This window comes from Streptomyces sp. NRRL S-920 (genome assembly GCF_000717945.1).
Classification (GTDB): Bacteria; Actinomycetota; Actinomycetes; order Streptomycetales; family Streptomycetaceae; genus Streptomyces; species Streptomyces alboniger.
The window spans coordinates 1-17,358 of the sequence record NZ_JODF01000023.1 but is presented as its reverse complement, the minus strand read 5'-3'; the positions used below and the strand labels follow the sequence as shown (position 1 = coordinate 17,358).

At 71.5% G+C, this 17,358-nt stretch carries 14 protein-coding genes and 1 pseudogene; 14 read left to right on the top strand and 1 reads right to left on the bottom strand.

Annotation, left to right across the window (positions count from 1 at the left end; genetic code table 11):
- Nucleotides 1-21: 21 nt before the first annotated feature.
- From IG54_RS0118495 to IG54_RS0118435, 13 genes are all read left to right on the top strand, one after another.
- Nucleotides 22-1,836 (top strand): CoA-transferase, encoded by a 1,815-nt coding sequence (locus tag IG54_RS0118495; protein WP_051819654.1) that lies wholly within the window; start codon nt 22-24, stop codon nt 1,834-1,836.
- 37 nt (nt 1,837-1,873) lie between these two features.
- Nucleotides 1,874-2,833 (top strand): ketoacyl-ACP synthase III, encoded by a 960-nt coding sequence (locus IG54_RS0118490; RefSeq protein WP_030784993.1) that lies wholly within the window; start codon nt 1,874-1,876, stop codon nt 2,831-2,833.
- A 68-nt stretch (nt 2,834-2,901) separates the two neighbouring features.
- The gene (locus tag IG54_RS0118485; protein WP_030784990.1) at nt 2,902-3,936 is read left to right on the top strand and encodes a 3-oxoacyl-ACP synthase III family protein; all 1,035 of its coding nucleotides are present in this window, start codon (nt 2,902-2,904) and stop codon (nt 3,934-3,936) included.
- A gap of 53 nt (nt 3,937-3,989) precedes the next feature.
- Nucleotides 3,990-4,784, top strand: a complete 795-nt coding sequence (locus IG54_RS0118480) for an SDR family NAD(P)-dependent oxidoreductase (RefSeq protein WP_037897386.1) — start codon at nt 3,990-3,992, stop codon at nt 4,782-4,784.
- Nucleotides 4,785-4,905: 121 nt separating this feature from the next.
- Nucleotides 4,906-5,880: a ketoacyl-ACP synthase III gene (locus IG54_RS0118475; protein ID WP_030784984.1), complete on the top strand. Its 975-nt coding sequence runs from the start codon at nt 4,906-4,908 to the stop codon at nt 5,878-5,880.
- 16 nt (nt 5,881-5,896) lie between these two features.
- Nucleotides 5,897-7,192: a beta-ketoacyl synthase N-terminal-like domain-containing protein gene (locus tag IG54_RS0118470; RefSeq protein ID WP_030784981.1), complete on the top strand. Its 1,296-nt coding sequence runs from the start codon at nt 5,897-5,899 to the stop codon at nt 7,190-7,192.
- Entirely contained in the window at nt 7,185-8,756 is a 1,572-nt protein-coding gene (locus tag IG54_RS0118465) for an SDR family NAD(P)-dependent oxidoreductase (protein ID WP_051819631.1), read from the top strand. Before IG54_RS0118470 ends, IG54_RS0118465 begins: the two co-directional genes overlap by 8 nt.
- A complete protein-coding gene (locus IG54_RS0118460) occupies nt 8,753-9,580 on the top strand; it encodes an SDR family oxidoreductase (RefSeq protein WP_051819630.1) in 828 nt (275 codons plus the stop codon). Before IG54_RS0118465 ends, IG54_RS0118460 begins: the two co-directional genes overlap by 4 nt.
- 44 nt (nt 9,581-9,624) lie before the next feature.
- Nucleotides 9,625-11,304, top strand: a complete 1,680-nt coding sequence (locus IG54_RS0118455) for an AMP-binding protein (protein ID WP_234336237.1) — start codon at nt 9,625-9,627, stop codon at nt 11,302-11,304.
- A complete protein-coding gene (locus tag IG54_RS0118450; protein WP_051819625.1) occupies nt 11,288-12,271 on the top strand; it encodes an amidohydrolase family protein in 984 nt (327 codons plus the stop codon). The genes IG54_RS0118455 and IG54_RS0118450 overlap by 17 nt, the downstream gene beginning before the upstream one ends.
- A 60-nt stretch (nt 12,272-12,331) precedes the next feature.
- Complete coding sequence (locus IG54_RS0118445) at nt 12,332-13,678, top strand: aspartate aminotransferase family protein (protein WP_030784969.1); 1,347 nt, start codon at nt 12,332-12,334, stop codon at nt 13,676-13,678.
- 61 nt (nt 13,679-13,739) lie between these two features.
- A complete protein-coding gene (locus IG54_RS0118440) occupies nt 13,740-14,549 on the top strand; it encodes a class I SAM-dependent DNA methyltransferase (protein WP_063756233.1) in 810 nt (269 codons plus the stop codon).
- 217 nt (nt 14,550-14,766) lie between these two features.
- Complete coding sequence (locus tag IG54_RS0118435; protein WP_051819623.1) at nt 14,767-15,573, top strand: crotonase/enoyl-CoA hydratase family protein; 807 nt, start codon at nt 14,767-14,769, stop codon at nt 15,571-15,573.
- Between the two features lie 24 nt (nt 15,574-15,597).
- Here the strand turns inward: IG54_RS0118435 and IG54_RS38035 are convergent, their stop codons facing one another.
- Complete coding sequence (locus IG54_RS38035) at nt 15,598-16,245, bottom strand: response regulator transcription factor (RefSeq protein WP_051819621.1); 648 nt, start codon at nt 16,243-16,245, stop codon at nt 15,598-15,600.
- A 711-nt stretch (nt 16,246-16,956) separates the two neighbouring features.
- On the opposite strand from IG54_RS38035, the pseudogene IG54_RS0118425 reads away from it, so the two are divergent.
- Nucleotides 16,957-17,358: pseudogene (locus tag IG54_RS0118425) on the top strand (alpha/beta hydrolase); the annotation flags it as partial.

The window sequence follows — 17,358 nt, the reverse complement described above, 5'->3', positions numbered from 1 at the left end:
ACCGAACCCCTGAAGGAGACCATGAGCACGCACAGCGGCACCGCGCCACGCCCCGACACCGTCCCCGACGTCGACACCCTGGTGTCCCGGTACGTGACGCCGGGGATGCATCTGCACCTGGCCATGACGATGGCGCGGCCCAACGCCATGGTCTACGCGCTGGCGCGGCGGTTCGCGGGCCGCGGTGCGTTCACCGTCAGCACGTCGGCCACGCACACGGCCATGCACGCGCTGACCATGTCGGGCGCGGTCAAGCATCTGATCACCTGCTTCCTCGGTGACACCTACCCCACGCCGCGCCCCAACCCGCTCTACCGCGACCTGGCCCGCGACACCCCCTTCACCTGCGAGTTGTGGTCCCTGCTCAGCTTCACCCAGCGCCTGATGGCCGGGGCCACGGGGCTGCCGTACGCCGTGACGTCCTCGCTCATCGGCAGCGATCTGGAGCGCGGTCTCACCGGCGACGGCCGCGGGACACGCCCACTGCCGGAGGGCGAACGGCCGCCCACCGGACCGAAGTTCCTGCGCGTGCCCGGCCGGTCGGCCGAGGAGCGCCCGTTCGGTCTCGTGGAGCGGCTGCGTCCGGACCTGACCCTGGTGCACGGCGCCTGCGCGGACCGGCGCGGCAACATCGTCCTCGTGCCGCCCGCGGGCGAGGGCGCCTGGGCCGCGTACGCCGCCGAACAGGGCGTGCTCGCCTCGGTGGAGCGCATCGTGCCCGACGACTTCACCGACGGGCATCCCGAACGGATCGTCATTCCCGGCCGGCGCGTGCTCGCCCTGTGCGAGGCGCCGCTGGGCGCGCACCCGCAGTCGCTGCGCGGTCTTGCCACCGGCGACGAGCGCGGCGACGTGAGCGGGTACCGCGACGACTACGCCTTCCTCACCGAGCTGGTCGACCGGCTGGCCACCGAGGACGGCGCCAAGGAGTGGTACCGCGAGTGGGTGGAGGAGCCCGCCGGGCACGCGCAGTACGTACGCAAGCTGGGCGAGGCGCGCCGCGCCGAACTGACCCTCGCCGCGGGGCCGCTCACCCCGCGCGAGCCCACCGCTCCCCCGGTGCCGCTCCCCGCGGGAGCCATCACCGCCGAACCCGTGACGCGCCAGGAGCGGACCATCGTCCTGGGCGCCCGCGCCATCGCCGACCGGGTCACGCGCGACGGCTACGACACCCTGCTCGCGGGCATCGGCGTCTCCCACCTGGCCGCCTGGCTCGCCGCCGCGCTCCTGCGCGAACAGGGCGTGCGGGTACCGGTCTGCGCCGAGCTGGGCTTCTACGGCATGGACCCCGAGCCCGGGGACGTCTTCCTCTTCAGCCAGCTGCACGCCACGCGTTCCCAGCAGCTCGTGGGCATCCCCGAGATCCTCGGCGGCATGGTGGCGGCGAACCCGCGCTGCCTGGGCGTCCTGGCCGCCGGTGAGGTCGACGCGGACGGCAACGTCAACACCAGCCTGCTGGCCGACGGACGCTGGCTGACCGGGTCCGGCGGCGCCAACGACATCGCGACGAGCACCGACTGCCTGGTGCTGTCCACGGCTTCCCCGCGCAAGTTCGTCGAAAGGGTCGCCTACGTCACCAGTCCCGGTGCCCGCGTACGGGAAGTGGTCAGCCACTTCGGGCGGTTTCGGCGCGAGCAGGACACGCGGGGGCCCTTCCGCCTCGCCACCTGGCTGCCACTCGACGACGGCCCGGACGGCCCGGCCTCCCCCGAGGAGGCCGTGGCGGCGCTGACCCGCTGGCCGGTGAGCAGCGCGGGCTGCACGGCGGAACCACAGGTCACCGAGGCGGAGATCGCCTGGCTGCGCAGTCTCGATCCGCAAGGTTTCTACAGGTGACGCGATCCGCGGGATCCCACCAAGTGAGGAGCACGGTGTGAGCGGTGGAATCTGGGTGGGCCGCGGCCTGTCCTTCCGGGGCTTCGGCCACTACTTCCCGCGGCACAGCGAGGAGATCCCGGCCGACCTGCCCGAGGCGCCGGAGATGGAGGCGGCGGTCCTCGGCCCGGACCTCGGCGTGGAGCGGCGGCACCTGTCCGACGACACGGAGAGCGTGCCGTACATGGCCGTGGAGGCCGGCCGGCACGCGTTGCGCAACGCCGGCCTGGAGGCCGGCGATCTCGACCTGGTGGTCTTCTCCTCCTGGTCGCAGCGCCGGTACGCGCCTGAGGACGGGCCCCGGATCGCGATGCGGCTGGGCGCCGGGCGGGCCTTGGCCTTCGATGTGTGCGCCGCCTGCGTGGGCTTCGTCCACTCCGTGCAGACGGCCGCCGCGATGCTGACCAGCCACCAGTGGCGGCACGCCCTGGTGATCTGCTCCGACCAGTTCTCGCGTCGGCTCAAGCCCGGGCGGCGCGGTTCGTACGTAGGCGGCGACGGGGCGGGCGCGGCCGTCCTGGAGGTGGGGGCGCCGGACGACTCCCGGCTGCGGGACTCCGTCGTACTCAGCTACGGCGAGCACGCGGGCGTCTCCAAGGCCCGCGGCAGCGACGGCTGGACGGTGAGCCTGCCCACGATCTCCCAGGTGGCCGCCGCGACCGCGGGCGAGGCCACTGACCTGGTGCTGCGGCGCAACGGCATGACCATCGCCGATGTGGACCGGGTCGTGCCGCATCCGGGCTCGGCCCGGATCAGCGAGGAGCTGGTACGGCGTATCGGCGTCGCCCCCGAGCGGGTCCTGACGAACCTGCGGACACGCGGCCAGACCACCAGCGCCACGATCCCGAGCGCCCTGTCGGAGTTCACCGAGTCCGGCGAACTGCGCAAGGGCAACGTGATCCTGTCGCCCGCGGCCGGCGCGGGGTGGTTCTCGGGCGCCCTGCTCTACCAACTCTGACGCACCGACGCACCGACGCCCCGACGGACAGCACACGACGACGGGAAGACGAGGAAAGGACCTCCCCCATGCCCGAAACCCACTCACCGCGCGAAGGCGGAGGCCTGCCGGTCGTGCTCAGTGGTGTCGGCCACTACTTCCCCGGCGAGCCGGTCACCAACGACCACTTCGCCCGCCTGCCCGAGCTGGACGTGGACGACGCCTGGATACGCACGTACACGGGCGTGCGGACCCGGCACTGGGCCGGCCCCGAGGAGCGGTTCGCCGAGATGGGCGTCAAGGCGGCCCGGCGCGCTCTCGACGACGCGGGCCTCGACATCTCCGACGTGGACGTGATCGTCGGCACCAGCGCGACCGCCCGGCCACGCGCCAACCCCTCCTCCCTCGGCAACAACTACATGGACATCTCCCTGCCGGTGCAGCGGCAGCTGGGCGCCCGCGACGCGTTCTGCTTCGACGTGACCGCGGTGGCCTGCGCCGGGTTCCTGTACGCGAGCGTGGTGGCCCGCGGACTGCTGGCGACGACGGGGGCCCAGACCGCCCTCGTCGTGTGCGCGGAGAGCCCGCACGCCATCCTCAACTTCGGGTTCAAGAACTCCGCGCTCTTCGGCGCGGGCGCGGCGGCCGCGGTGTGGCGGCGCGGCGAGTCCTCGGGCGGCGGCGCCGACGGCCTGCCGACGCGCAGCGGCATGATCGACGTCGTCCTGCGCGCCGACGGCCGCTACTACGACGCCTTCGACATCGACGAGAACGACAAGATGGTGATGCGCGGCGGGGTGCTCTCCGAGGTCACGCCCGACATGCTCGTCGACGCCGGCGAGACGGTCCTCAAGCGCAACGGCCTGGCCCCGGAACAGATTTCCTGGTGCATTCCGCATCAGGCCAACACCAATCTCCTGTATCCGATGGCGGACCGCCTTGGAATTCCGCGTGAGCGGATGCTCCTGAATCTGCCGCACCGCGGAAACACATCGAGTGTGGGAATGCCGAGCGCGCTCTCCGAATACGTCGGTGACGGCACGGTGAAACCCGGCGAACTACTTCTGGGCGTCAGCATCGGGCGCGGCCTGAGTTGGGGCGCCATGGTTTTCCGGTACCAGTGAACCGCCGTACCGCCGCGGCGTACGCGACAACCGAGAGCGAGAGGTGAACGGCCTTGTCCGAATCCAGGAACGCGCTGGTGACCGGGGGGACCCGCGGCCTCGGCCTGGCCGTCGCCCGGCTGCTGGTGGCGCGGGGATGGCGCACCACGGTCCTCGGCCTCGACCGGGGACGCCTGGAGAAGGTGCGGGCCATGGCCGAGGCCGAGGGCCTGGACCTGCGCGCGGTGCGGGCCGATGTCACCTCGGAGGAGTCGGTGCGGGAGGTGTTCGCCGACCTGACCCGCAGCGAGCCGCTGCACCTGTGCGTGAACAACGCGGGCCGCAACCTCTCCCGTCTGCTGCTGCGCGAACCGCGGGAGGGCGGCGACGCCGAGCTGCTCACCCATCCGCTCGACGACTGGGAGCAGACGCTGCGGCTGTGTCTGACCGGGGTCTTCCTCGTCGGCCGCGAGGCCGCCGCCGGCATGGTGCGGCACGGGGTGCCCGGCGCCATCGTCAACGTCTCCTCCGGTCTCGCGGCGGGCGCCTACGGGCAGTCCGCGTACACCGCCGCGAAGGCGGGCGTGGAGGCGCTCACCCGTACCTGGTCCTATGAACTCGGCCGCTACGGGATCAGGGTGGCGGCGGTCGCGCCGGGCGTGATGGACGGTGAGGCACTGCGCGAGAAGAGCACGGCTTTTCCACGGCACGCCCGTTATATGGACGGGCTGAAGCGCTTTGTGCCGCTGGCCCGTTGGGCGACGGAGGAAGAGATCGCGGACGCGGTGTGCTTCGCCGCGGAAAACCCGTATGTCACCGGATCGGTCATTCGGGTCGATGGCGGCGGGCCGCCCGGCTGGGTTCCGTAACGACGCCACCCGATGGGTGAACTGCGGCTTTTTCGCGGGGTACTTCGAGTACCCGCGGCTTGAATCATCGAGTACTGGAGGCCAGATGCAGCCTAATGCCGACGCCACTAGTTTTTCGTCCATGACCACAGGCCAGCACGGCATCTGGGAAGATGCCGGAATACGCTTTACCGGATTCGGCCACTATTTCGGCTCCGAGGAAATACACAACCACGGCGTCGAGAACGCGACGACGAGCCACGTGGAGGACCGCGTCATCGGCGGGGTCGGCGTCCGCACCCGATACCGGGCCAACGACGACGAGACCCCCGTGTTCATGGCCGCGCAGGCCTCCCGGCAGGCGCTGGAGCAGGCCGGGGTCGACGCCGACGACATCGATGTGATGGTCGTCAGCCACTGGACGGACCGCAATTACGTGCACGAGGTGGGCGCGCTCACCGCGGCGGAGCTGGGCATGAAGGGCTCCATGGCCTTCGAGGTGTGCGGCTCCTGCGCCGGTTTCATCCAGGCGGTGCACACCGCGGCGTCGTTCCTGACCGCCCCGACCGGCTACCGCAAGGCGCTGGTGGCCACCACCGAGCGGGTCACGCGGCGGGTGCGGCCCGGCTCCAAGGGCTCGATGCTCGTCTCGGACGGCGCCGGGGCGTGTGTCCTCGAAGCCAATCCCGGCGGCTCCCCCGGGCTCATCGACTCCGTGTTCCACACCGACGGCAGCCTCGCCCACATGTCCGCGGCAGGCGGGGACAAGGGATGGGTGAAGAGCCACCCGGACCTCAACGACGTCGCCCTTGCCCACATCAGCGACACCGTCGAGGAGATCCTCGGCCGCAACAAACTGACGATCGGCGACATCGACTGGCTCATCCCCCACTCGGGGACCGAGCCGCTGGCCAAGGGCATCCAGCACAACCTGGGAGCGGACCCGGCGCGCGTCCTGACCAACCTCGCCTTCCGCGGCAACGTCTCCAGCGCCTCCATCCCCACCACCGTCTCGGAACTGCGGGAGCGCGGCGTGGTCAAACCCGGCGACCTGGTGCTCTCCCCCTCCATCGGCGGCGGCGTCTGGTGCTGGGGCAGCCTCCTGTACCGGATCTGAGCGAAGGGCCGACGCGGTGACCACGACCAAGGGCCCCCGGGACGCACTCGTCACCGGCATGGGCTTCTGTCTGCCGGGGCGTACGGCGCCGACGGCGACACCCGAGCAGTTCTGGACGGCCGTCGCGCACGGCGACTCCTTCCTCGCGCAGGACGACGGCACCTACTTCGGCAGCGTCCCCCTGGACCCGGACTCCGTCGCCGCGCGGCTGCCGGAGATCCCGCCGCGCTTCGTCGAGAAGTACTCCGACATCCATCTGTACGGGCTGCTCGCCCTCTTGGAGGCGTGCGAGGACGCCGCGCTCGACTGGCGGTCGGGCGCACTGAGCGAGGCCGCCGTCCTCGCGGGCCGCAACGCCACGGCCGACGCCATCGTCGACACGTATCTGCCGGTGCTCCTCGCCGACACCCGGAACATCAGCCCGCGCGAGGCCCGCTCGATACTGTTCCGCAACGTCCTCAACGCGGTGATGTCGGACGTCGAGACGACCCAGGCGGGCCTCGTCGGCGCCACCGGCCCGAGCTACACGCTGTCCTGCGGGTGCGCCTCGTCGTCCGTGCTGCTCGGCAACGCGGCCCGCATGATCGCGGCGGGCGAGACGGACATCGCGGTGGTCACGGGCGCCGACTACTGGCGCGAGAGCAGACTGCGGCAGTACGCGGAGCTTGAGGCGCGCTCGGTGACCGGGAGCGAACCGCAGACCGCCACCCTCATCGACGAGCCCATGCGCCCCTACGACCAGCGGGCCGCCGGCCTCAACTACGGCAACGGCGCGGCCACCTTGATCCTGGAGAGCCGCGAGCACGCGCGGCGCAGGGGCGCGCGGGCCCACGGACGGCTCCTGCGCCAGACCACCACCCGCAACGCCCAGCCCAACCTCGCCCTCGACGTGGAGGGCACGGGGGCGGTGCGCGCCGCGCGCTCCTGCATGGCCGGGATCGCATCGCCGGACGAGATCGACTACGTCAACGGCGCCGCGACCGGCGACCGCGCGTTCAACCTCATGGAAGGCAACATCATGCCCGCGATCTTCGGTGAGCGGGCGGCCCGGCTGCCCGTCACCGTCCAGGAGGCCGTGTTCGGCCACAGCGGGGCCCCGCTCGGAGTGATCGGTGTGGCGGCGACGCTCCAGATGATGGGCCACGGCCACATCGCGCCGACCGCCAACTGCGAGAAGCCCGCCGACGTGTGCACCTTCGACCCGGTGCCCGGCACCCAGGGGCGGCCCGCGCGCATCGACCTGGCCCTCAGCCTCAACTACACGATCGGCTCCGTGGCCAGCGCCATTCTCCTGGGAGGTGCCGATGACTGAGCACACGCCGCCCGGCGCCGGGCACCTGCTCGAAACGGGCTCCCTGGCGCCCGTCGGCCGCCGCGTCCTGCTGGAGTCCCCACCCGGCGCCGACCACACGCGGGCGGTCCGGGAGATCTGGGAGCGCCACGGCTTCCACGTCACGCACGAGGAGAGCGCGGACACCACCCAGCCCCCGGACGTGTACTGCGTCGTGGCCATCGGCAACGAAGCACTCGGTGCCCGGCCCTCGGCACCCTTGCGCCGCACCCGCGTCGCCGGGGTCCTGAAAGCCATGGCGCGACGGGGCGAGGGCCGTGCCGTCCTGGTCACCGACACGGGCCCGCACGTCCACGACGACGCGGAGCCCGAGGCCGCCGCGCAGCGGGCCGCCGACCACGCGTGGTGGCAGCACCTGGCCAAGCACTGCGCGAGCCGGGGCGTGCTCGCCAACACGGTGCGCGTCGGCTACACCCCGTTCCTCGGGCACGAGCTGACCGACGAGGCGGCGGGTGAACTGCTGCGCCATCTGGTCACCCGCCGCCCCGTGGCACCGGAGGAACTGGCGGCGGCACTGCGGCTGCTGGCCTCGCGCGGCTTCGGCAATGTCGCGGGCGAGACGCTGCCGCTGGACAGCGGACTCGACGCGAGCATCGTGCCCATGCCTTCGGCCCGCCCACCGCGCACGAGCGCGGCCGCGGGTGACGGCGCAGCGGTGCCCGATCCGTTCCGGCTGACCGGACGTGTGGTCCTGGTCACCGGCGCCAGCAGCGGGATCGGGGCGAGTATCGCTCGGGAGTGCGCGGTGCGCGGCGCCGATGTCGTCCTGGCCGCGCGCCGCCGCCCGGAGCTGGAGAAGCTGGCCGCCGAGGCCCGCGAACTGGGCCGCACGGCCTGGGTGTTGACCGCCGACCTGGCGGATCCGGCGCGGGCCGCCGACCTCGTGCACGAGGCGTGGGAGCGCACCGGAGGCGTCGACGCGCTCGCCTACGGCGCGGGCGCCGTCTCCTTCGACGGCTCCGGTGACAACTCCGCCAACCGTCAGCAGCTGCTGGCCCTCAACTCGCTGTCGTACGCGGGTATGTGCGACGCGCTGCTCGAGCACTGGGTGGCCGCGGGCCGGGGCGGGGCCGTGGCCGCCGTCTCCTCGCTCGCCGCGGTGAGCGCGCCGGTGGCGAACCTGGCGAGCTACGGGCTCAGCAAGGCGGCGACCGCGCAGTTCACCACCCACTTCGCGACCTCGGCGGCCCGGCACAGGGTGCGGGCCAACAGCGTGCTTCCGGGTTTCGTCCGCACCCCGATGACGGACGTCACCAACCCCGCGTTCCTGGAGGCCACCAACCGGCTCGTGCCGACCGGCCGGATGAGTGAGGCGACAGAGGTCGCGGCGCTCGTCTGCTACCTGATCAGCGACGCCGCGGCCGGGCTGACCGGCACCCGGCTGCGCGTCGACGGCGGCGGTCACTGCCTGGCCGGACTGCCCGCCCTGGCCCCATCCCAGCACACCCTTCGAGGAAGGAACCCGGCTGTGACGCCCTGCGTACCCCGCCCCCGCCCCGCCGTGCCGGAAGGGGACCACAGGTGACCGAGGACAGGCCCCTCAAGGGCAAGGTGGCGCTGGTCGCCGGCGCCTCGTCCGGCATCGGGGCGAGCATCGCCCGCGCGCTGGCGGCGGCCGGCGCCTCTGTCGCCCTCGTCGCCCGCCGCAAGGACCAACTGGCCTGCGTCGAGCGCGATGTGGCCGGGCACGAGGTGCCCGCCGTCACGCTCATCGCCGACCTGTCGGCCGACGGCGTGCCCAAGGAGACGGTGGCCGCCGCCGAGCGCGCCCTCGGCCCCATCGACATCCTGGTGAACAACGCCGCCCTGGCGCGCACCGGACCCATCCACGACACCAACCCCCGCCACTGGCGGCAGGCCTTCCACCTCAACCTGGACGTGCCCTTCCTGCTGGCCCGCACGGTGCTCCCCGGGATGCGCGAGCGCGGCCACGGCTGGATCGTCAACATCAGCTCGGAGGGCAGTCTGCTCCAGGCCGACTGGTCGGCCCCGTACTCCATCACCAAACGCGCCCTGAACGCGCTTACCGCTCAAATCGACCTGGAGAACCGGCACTTGGGTGTCCGCGCCATCGCCGTGCTGCCCGGCTGGGTGCGAACTGACCTGGCGCAGGACCCCGAGTCGCTGGGGGTGGGCGTCACGGATCTGCTGGACCCCTCGGACATCGCCGATGTCGTGCTGTGGGCCATCACCCGCCCGCCCGCTGTCAGCATCGGACCGCTGATACCGGTTCGCCCCGTCAGCAGGAACGCCCAGACCTTGGTCAACTGGGAGCAGTACCTGCGGACGCTGCGCCATTACGACGCCTCCGGCGGTCACATGGTCGACGTGCCCGGGGCCCCTGAATGACGGGCCCCACGACATCACAGGCCCCGGCGGCGCGGGATCTCGACGTGACGGCCGACGTGACGGCCGACATGGCGGCCGACCGCCTCGTCGAGATCCTGCGGCCGGGGGACGCACGGGTGCCGGACGCCGAGCACTGCGTCACGGGCGCGCTGCTCGCCGCCCGCGCCGAGGCCCACCCCGACCGCGTGTACGCCGTCTTCGAGGACGGCACCCACTGGACGTACGGGCAGGCCTACGACGACGCGCGCACCACCGCCGCCGCCCTGTACCGGCTGGGTGTGCGCCAGGGCGACACCGTGCTGTGCTGGCTGCCCAACGGCCTGGACGCGCTGCGCGTCTGGTACGGCGTCAATCTCCTCGGCGCCGTCCACGTCCCCGTCAACACCGCCTACCGGGGCGCGCTCCTGGAACACGTACTGGACAACTCCGGGGCCCGGGTCCTCGTGGTGCACGCGCTGCTCGTCGAGCGGCTCCAGCACATCGGCGACAGCCGCCTCCAGGAGGTCGTGGTCCTCGGCGGCGGACCGGACGCCCCCTGGCCGGACGCCCTGCCCGGCGCCCCGCGCGTGCACGGCCCCGCGGCGCTGCGGGGCCTGCCGGAGGACTTCGTCCCGCCCGAGCGACCGGTCGCGCCCTGGGACACCATGGCGGTGATCTACACCTCGGGCACCACCGGCCCGTCCAAGGGCGTCCTGGTCTCCTACGTCCACCACTACTCGACGGTGACCGCGCTCCTCGACGACGACATCGGCGAGGACGACCGGTATCTGCTCAACCTGCCGCTGTGCCACGGCGGCGGTACCGAAGTCGCGTACTGCATGCTCCTGTTCGGGGGCTCGATCGTCGTCACCGAGAACTTCCGCACCGGTGAGTTCTGGGACGTGGTGCGCCGCCACGGGGTGACCATGTGCACCCTGCTCGGCGCCATGGTCGACTTCCTGCTCGGCCTGGCGCCCCGGCCGGACGAGACCGAACACCCGCTGCGGGCCGCGTGCGTGATACCGCTGACGCGCCAGGCCCTGGACTTCGGCCGCCGCTTCGGCGTGGACGTCTACACCGGGTTCAACATGTCCGAGACCTCGGCGCCGCTGGTGTCACCGCTCAATCCGCAACGCACGGGCAGCTGCGGACGGCCGCGGCCGGGGGTGCAGTGCCGGGTGGTCGACGCGTACGGCATCGACGTACCCGACGGCAGCGTCGGCGAACTGGTGCTGCGCGCCGACCGGCCGTGGTCACTGTTCCACGGCTACCACGCCATGCCGGAGGCCACCGCGGCGGCATGGCGGCACGGCTGGTTCCGCACCGGGGACGCCGTGGTGCGTGAGCCCGGCGGCGACTACTTCTTCGTGGACCGCATCAAGGACGCCATCCGGCGCCGCGGCGAGAACGTGTCCTCGATGGAGGTCGAGGCCGAGTTGCTGAGCCATCCCGCCGTGGCGTTCGCCGCCGCCGTGGCGGTGCCCAGCGACTTCGCCGAGGACGAGATACTCGCCGCCCTCGTGCTGCGGCCCGGGGCCCGTTTCGAACCGGAGGAGTTCATCGGGTACTTGCGGCCGCGCATGGCGCACTTCATGGTGCCGCGCTATCTGCGCGTCCTGTCCGAGCTTCCGGTGACGGACACGGGCAAGGTCCGCAAGGAGACGCTGCGCGCCCAGGGCGTCACCCCCGACACCTGGGACCGCGCGGCGGCCGGGATCGAGGTCACCCGTGACCGCATCCGGTGAGCCGGGCGCCCCCGCGCACCGTGTCGTCGACGTCTGCGCGCTGTCCCTGGACCGCGAGTGCTGGCGGACGTACTTCCGCGGGCTCGGCGCGGTGGCGCCCGCGTACCTGCGCGCCTTCGGCCGGCACGCGACCGCGGTCTTCGGCGCCGATTACCCGCGCTTCCGTGCCCGCCTCGACGCCGGGGACCAGGACGGCGCCGTCGACCTGCTCGTGTCGGACCGGCCCGAACGCGTCGACGCCGACGCGCTGTTGAGGACCATGGACGACAACGGCGTCGTCCACCAGATCCTGATGAGCTGCGGCGGCGCCACCGCCGACGGCGACGACGTCAACAGCCGGGTCGCGGCCGTCGCCGCCAAAGCACCCGACCGGCTCCAGGCCTGGGCGGGCATCGACCTGACCGACCCGGGCCGTGCCGTCGCCGAACTGGAACGCTGCCATCTTCTCGGTATGCGCGGCTTCGCGGTGACCCCGTTCTGGCAGGGCGTCGACCCGCGCGACACCGCGTACGACCCGGTCTACCGCAGGGCGCGGGAGCTGGGCATGCCGTTGTGGCTGCACACCGGGCACCACTTCTCGCGGCACGCGGCCGAGTTGTGCCATCCCCGCAACGTCGACTGGATCGCCCTGCGCCACCCCGGTCTGCCGATCGTCGCGGGGCACGCCGCCTGGCCCTGGACCCTTGAGCTGATCTCCATCGCCCAGCGGCACCGCCACGTCTACCTCGACATCTCCTCCCACCGACCGCAGTGGATGGCCCGCCCAGGATCGGGCTGGGAGTCCCTGCTCCTGTACGGCACCACGGTGCTGCGCGACCGGGTCCTGTTCGGCTCGGCGACCTGGGTCAACGCCGATCCGGTCGCCGCGCTTGCCCGGCAGGTCGCCGCCCTGGATCTCGGCGACGAGGTCACGGACCGCTGGCTGTACGGCAACGCGGCCCGCATGCTCGGGCTCGGCCCCGGCTGACGCCGGTACGCGCGCCCCAGCACAGAACCAGCACGTATCCAGCAGAGAAAGGGACCTATCGTGATTGACCCCGCCGACTACGCCCTGTGGAACAGCGGCGTGCCGCGCCCGTACCTCAAGGCGCTGTCCCGCGACGACCTGCTCACCGAGGGCGACGGCGTGCGCGTCCGCGACTCCGGTGGACGCTGGTATCTGGACGGCCGCTCCGGACTGTGGAACGTGACGCTCGGCTATGGCAACACCCGCGTCAAGGAGGCCATCAAGCAGCAGGTGGACCGGCTGCCGTTCGCCAACAGCTACGGCTACGGACGTCCCGCGCAGGTCACCGTGGACTGCGCCGAGGCCCTCGTCCGTCATCTGCCCGAGGGCATCAACCACGTGCGGTTCGCCAGCAACGGCGCCCAGGCGGTGGAGATGGCCCTCCAGCTGTCGCGCTTCCTGCGGCTGCGGGCCGGACAGCCCGAGCGCATGGCCGTGTTCGCCATGTGGGACGGCTTCCACGGGCAGGGCCCTGGCGCCGGCATGGTGACCGGTGTCCCCTACCTGCACCACCAGACCGGGCCGATGCTCCCCGAAGTGCACCACGCTCCCGGTCCGTTCTCGGCGGGTGCGACGCCGGGCATCAGCGACATGGAACGACTGATCACCGAGTTCGGTCCCGAGCGGGTGACCGCGGTGATCGTGGAGCCCGTCGTCGGCGAGGGCGGCCACATCCTGTCCCCCGAGTACCTCGGCTCCCTGGGCCGGTTCTGCCGTCAGCACGACATCCACCTGATCTTCGACGAGGTCGTCACCGGCATGGGCCGGGTCGGCGACTTCACCCGCGCCGGCCAACTGCCCGATGTCACCCCCGACATCATCACCCTGGGCAAGGGCATCACATCGGGGTACGTGCCGATGTCGGCCGTCGCCATCCACGACCGCCTCTACGAGCAGCTGCACGAGCGCACCACGGGCGACACCGCGCTCAGCGTCGGCTCGACCAACGACGGCCACGCGGTGGCCGCGGCGGCGGCGCTCGCGGTGATCGGGGCGCTCACCGAGGACGGCGTGCTGGAGAACGTGCGCCGGCGCGAGGCCGACCTCCTCTCCGCCCTCGGCAAGCTCCAGGCCCAGCACCCGGAGCTGAGGGCCTTCCGCGCCCTGGGCCTGTTCTGCGGCCTGGAACTCGGTGAGCCCGGCGGTCCGTCGTGGTCCCCGGGCAAGGTGAACCAGCTGCGCATGACCCTGGAGAGCCGAGGCGTGCTCAGCTCCAGCCTGCGCGTCGTACCGAATCTGATGCTCATGCCGCCGCTGGTCATCACCGAGGACGACGTGGCGGAGATAGCCGAGGCGCTCGACGGCGCGCTCACCGATGTGAAGTCGGGCCGGCGCCCCGAGTCCGGGTTCGCCAAGGCCATGGGATGACTCGTCGGGGCCACAGGACGGCAAGGCGTTTTTCTCCACGTGATGGAAGGTGAGTGACGACATGTCCAATGCGCACACCGATCGCAAGACCAGCAAGCAGTGGCAGGAGGAGGCGGCGGAGGAGTGGGACCGGTACGCCGACATCTGGGACAGCTGGACCCCCGATGACAGCCGGGACGATGCCGAGGAGGCCGCGGACTTCCTCGCGGGCCTCGCCAAGGGCGGCACCGCGCTGGAACTGGGCATCGGGACGGGCCGGGTCGCCCTGCCGCTCGCGCAGCGCGGCGTGCGGGTGGCCGGTATCGACGCCTCGCCGAAGATGCTGCTGAAGCTCAAGGAGAAGCCGGGCGGGGACCGGATCGAGGTCTTCGAGGGCAACTTCGCCGATGTCGACGTCGAGGAGGACTACGACGTCATCTTCATCGCCCTCGCCACCCTGTTCGTCCTGCCCGACCAGGACGAACAGGCCCGCTGCCTGGCCAACAGCGCCAAGCGGCTCAAGCCGGGCGGGCGGCTCGTCGTCCAGAACATCGTGCCGGACATGACGTACTACCAGCGTGGGCGGCAGAACGACTACGGGATGACCGAGCCGTTCCGTATCTCCGGCCGGCTGGCCGGGCATCCGCGGCTCGCCTGGTTCGAGATGAACCACGTCGATCCGACGACGCAGATGGTCAAGCGCACGGACGTCATCATGAGCGAGAAGGGCAACCGCATCATCGCGGCGACCATGCGGTTCGTGTGGCCCTCGGAGCAGGACCTGATGGCCCGCCTGGGCGGCCTGACGCTGGAGGACCGCTGGGGCGGCTGGCGCAAGGAGCCCTTCCACTACGACAGCAGGGACGCGGTGTCCGTCTACCGCAAGCAGTGACCGTCCGGCGCCGGACGTGACCGAGGCCGGGGGCGGCGACCAGCCGCTCCCGGCCTCGGCCGCACCGAGCGTGCCCGAACCTGCCCGTACAGGCATTGGGGGTACTCGAACGGGCAGCAGGACGAGTACTTCCAGGGCGTAGGTAGCCGGTGCGCCGGTCACTACGCTGATGGTTCCGACCCCCGTCACGTGCACCGACTCAGGGTGGGCAGAAGCAATGAGCGAAGAGTTCGGGCAGGATCGTCCGGCCGAAGCGGGCAGCGGGAGCGGCACGGACGTGCTCGTCGAGCGCCGCGGCCCCGTGCTCGTGATCCGGCTGAACCGGCCGCGCGTACGCAACGCGTTGACCCGCGCCATGGCCGAACGGCTGGCCGCGGCCTTCACGGAGCTGGATGCCCGCGCGGAGCTGCGTGTCGGCGTGCTCACCGGCGCTCCGCCGGCGTTCTGCTCCGGCATGGACCTCGGGGCCTTCGCCCGCGGGGAGCGCGCGTCCCTGCCGGGGCGTGGCTTCGGCGGTCTGACGGAGCAGCCGCCGAGCAAGCCGCTGATCGCCGCCGTGGAGGGTGCGGCGGTCGGCGGTGGTTTCGAAATGGTGCTCGCCTGCGACATGGTGGTGGCGGCGGACGATGCGGTGTTCGGGCTGCCCGAGCTGCGCCGAGGGCTTGTGGCCGCGGCCGGCGGACTGCTGCGGCTGCCGCGCGCGATCGCGCCGGCCGTGGCGATGGAGATGGCATTGACCGGCGAACCGATCGATGCCCAGCGGGCCTTCGCGCTGGGCCTCGTCAACCGTGTGGTGGCCCCGGGCACGGCACTGACGGCGGCCTGCGAGCTGGCGGAGAAGATCGCCGCGCATGCGGACCACGCCGTCCTCGCGAGCAAGGGGGTCCTCGCTCGGGTGCGCGACGGGGAGTTGGCGGACGAGTACCGCTCGCACCGCGAGCTGCTGTCGGGGATCCTCGACTCCCCCGGCGCGCGGGCAGGTGCGCGGGAGTTCGTCGGGGAACGTCTGGGCGGGCCGCGATGACGTGCACGGACGGGGACCGGATGGTCAACCCCGGGCTCCGGTGGTCACCCCGGCCGGAGAGGAGTACTTACGGAACAGTTCACGTCGGCCGCTGACGCCCAATTTCCGCAGGGCGCTACTGACTTGATTCTTTATGGTCTGCGACGCGAGGGAGAGTTCGCTGGCGATTTCCTCGTTGGTATAGCGGCGCAGTACGAGGCTCAGGACCTGCTCCTCCCGGCGGGTGATGGCGGGCAGCCCGTCGGGCATGACGCTGCGCACGTCTACGTGTTCGCGTTCGTTCTTGCCGAGTATCCACATGCGTTGGCCGTTGTACGTGCGCACCACCGCGTCCACGAGTTCCGAACTGCCCACGCTCTTGTGCAGGAAGCTGTCGGCCCCCGCCGATATGGCGGTAACGACGGCCCCGGGCGAGGTGTCCGCGGTGAAGACGACGACCCGGGGCGCGTCCTCCATCGCCTTCACCCGTTGGCAGAGATCGGCACCGCTGGTCGCGCCGTCCAGTTCCAGTTCCAGTACGACGACACCCGGGCAGGACGTTGTGACGGCATTCCACGCCTCGTCACTGGTGGCGGCCTCCGCTGTCCACGCCACTCTCGTGTCGAGCAGTGACGACAGCGCGTACCTGACCACGGGGTGGCGATCGACGACGAGTACACCTAACGCTTGCATGGGGACTCCTCACACAGTGAGTGCAGCGGATGGGTAGTCAGGTCTGCAATGCTCCGAGAGGTGCCTGCGCCGCGCTCCGGACGCCGCCGCGAGGGCGGCGCGTCACGACGAGCGGTATCGGACGAGCTGGGTCAGTCGCTGCGTGGGCCCATGGCCTCCCGCACGGCCGACTCCAGGGGGCGGGCTGGTCAGGCCGGCACTCGGAGTCATTCAATGTCACGTAATCAATCGTGAGACAACACCCCGTTGGACATTCCGAAAACGGAATCAGTCGCTCCTAGACACCCCGTTGGACATTCCGCGTTCGGATCCAGTCGTTCCTCCTTGCCCCGCCCGCGGATGACAGACGACTGGCTAGAGACTGTCACGGACACACACTTTTCCGGCAGCCTCCAGTCGTACCATGTACGAGAAATCGTACGGTACTCGCGGTACCAAAGGTACTCCTGGTACCAGAGGTGGCCCAGATCGGAGAAGTGGCTTTCGCCGGTGCCGCAGCGCTGCTGTACGCCCACCACGGCCTTCGGGAAGCCTCCGCGCAAACCCGGTGGCGGAACCACGGCGGCCGCTGCTAGTTTCCCGGAGGCCGTGCGAGAGAGCGAGGAGGTGGTACCCGTGAACGTATCGACATGGGTGCTCCCCTCCGGGGTCACGGTCGGGCGATAGGTCGTCCGGGAGCGCCGTCCAGTGGCACTCCCGAAAGGCTCGACCATGCGATTCACTTCTGAACGGCGTCTCGACGACGATGTCCTGGAGCGCGAATTCACCCTCGGTGCGCTCCCCGGCATCCTGTGGACGCCCGCCTCCGCATCCGCGGCGGCGCCGCTGATCCTGCTCAGCCCCCCTCCTCTCGGGCTGCGCAAGGCGTACCCCCGACTGGTGGCCCGAGCCCGGCACTCCGCGGCGGACGGCTTCGCCACGGCCACCATCGAGCTGCCCGGAAGCGGTGACCGGCCCCGCCTGCCCGCCGCCGAGCGGGCCCTGGCCGACCTGCGCAGGGTGATGGGGGCGGGGGAGCCGGTCAGCGACGAGATCATCGACGCCCTCATCCTCCCGCTGGTCGACAAGGCGGTCCCGGAATGGCAAGCCGCCCTGGACGCCCTCCTGTCACTG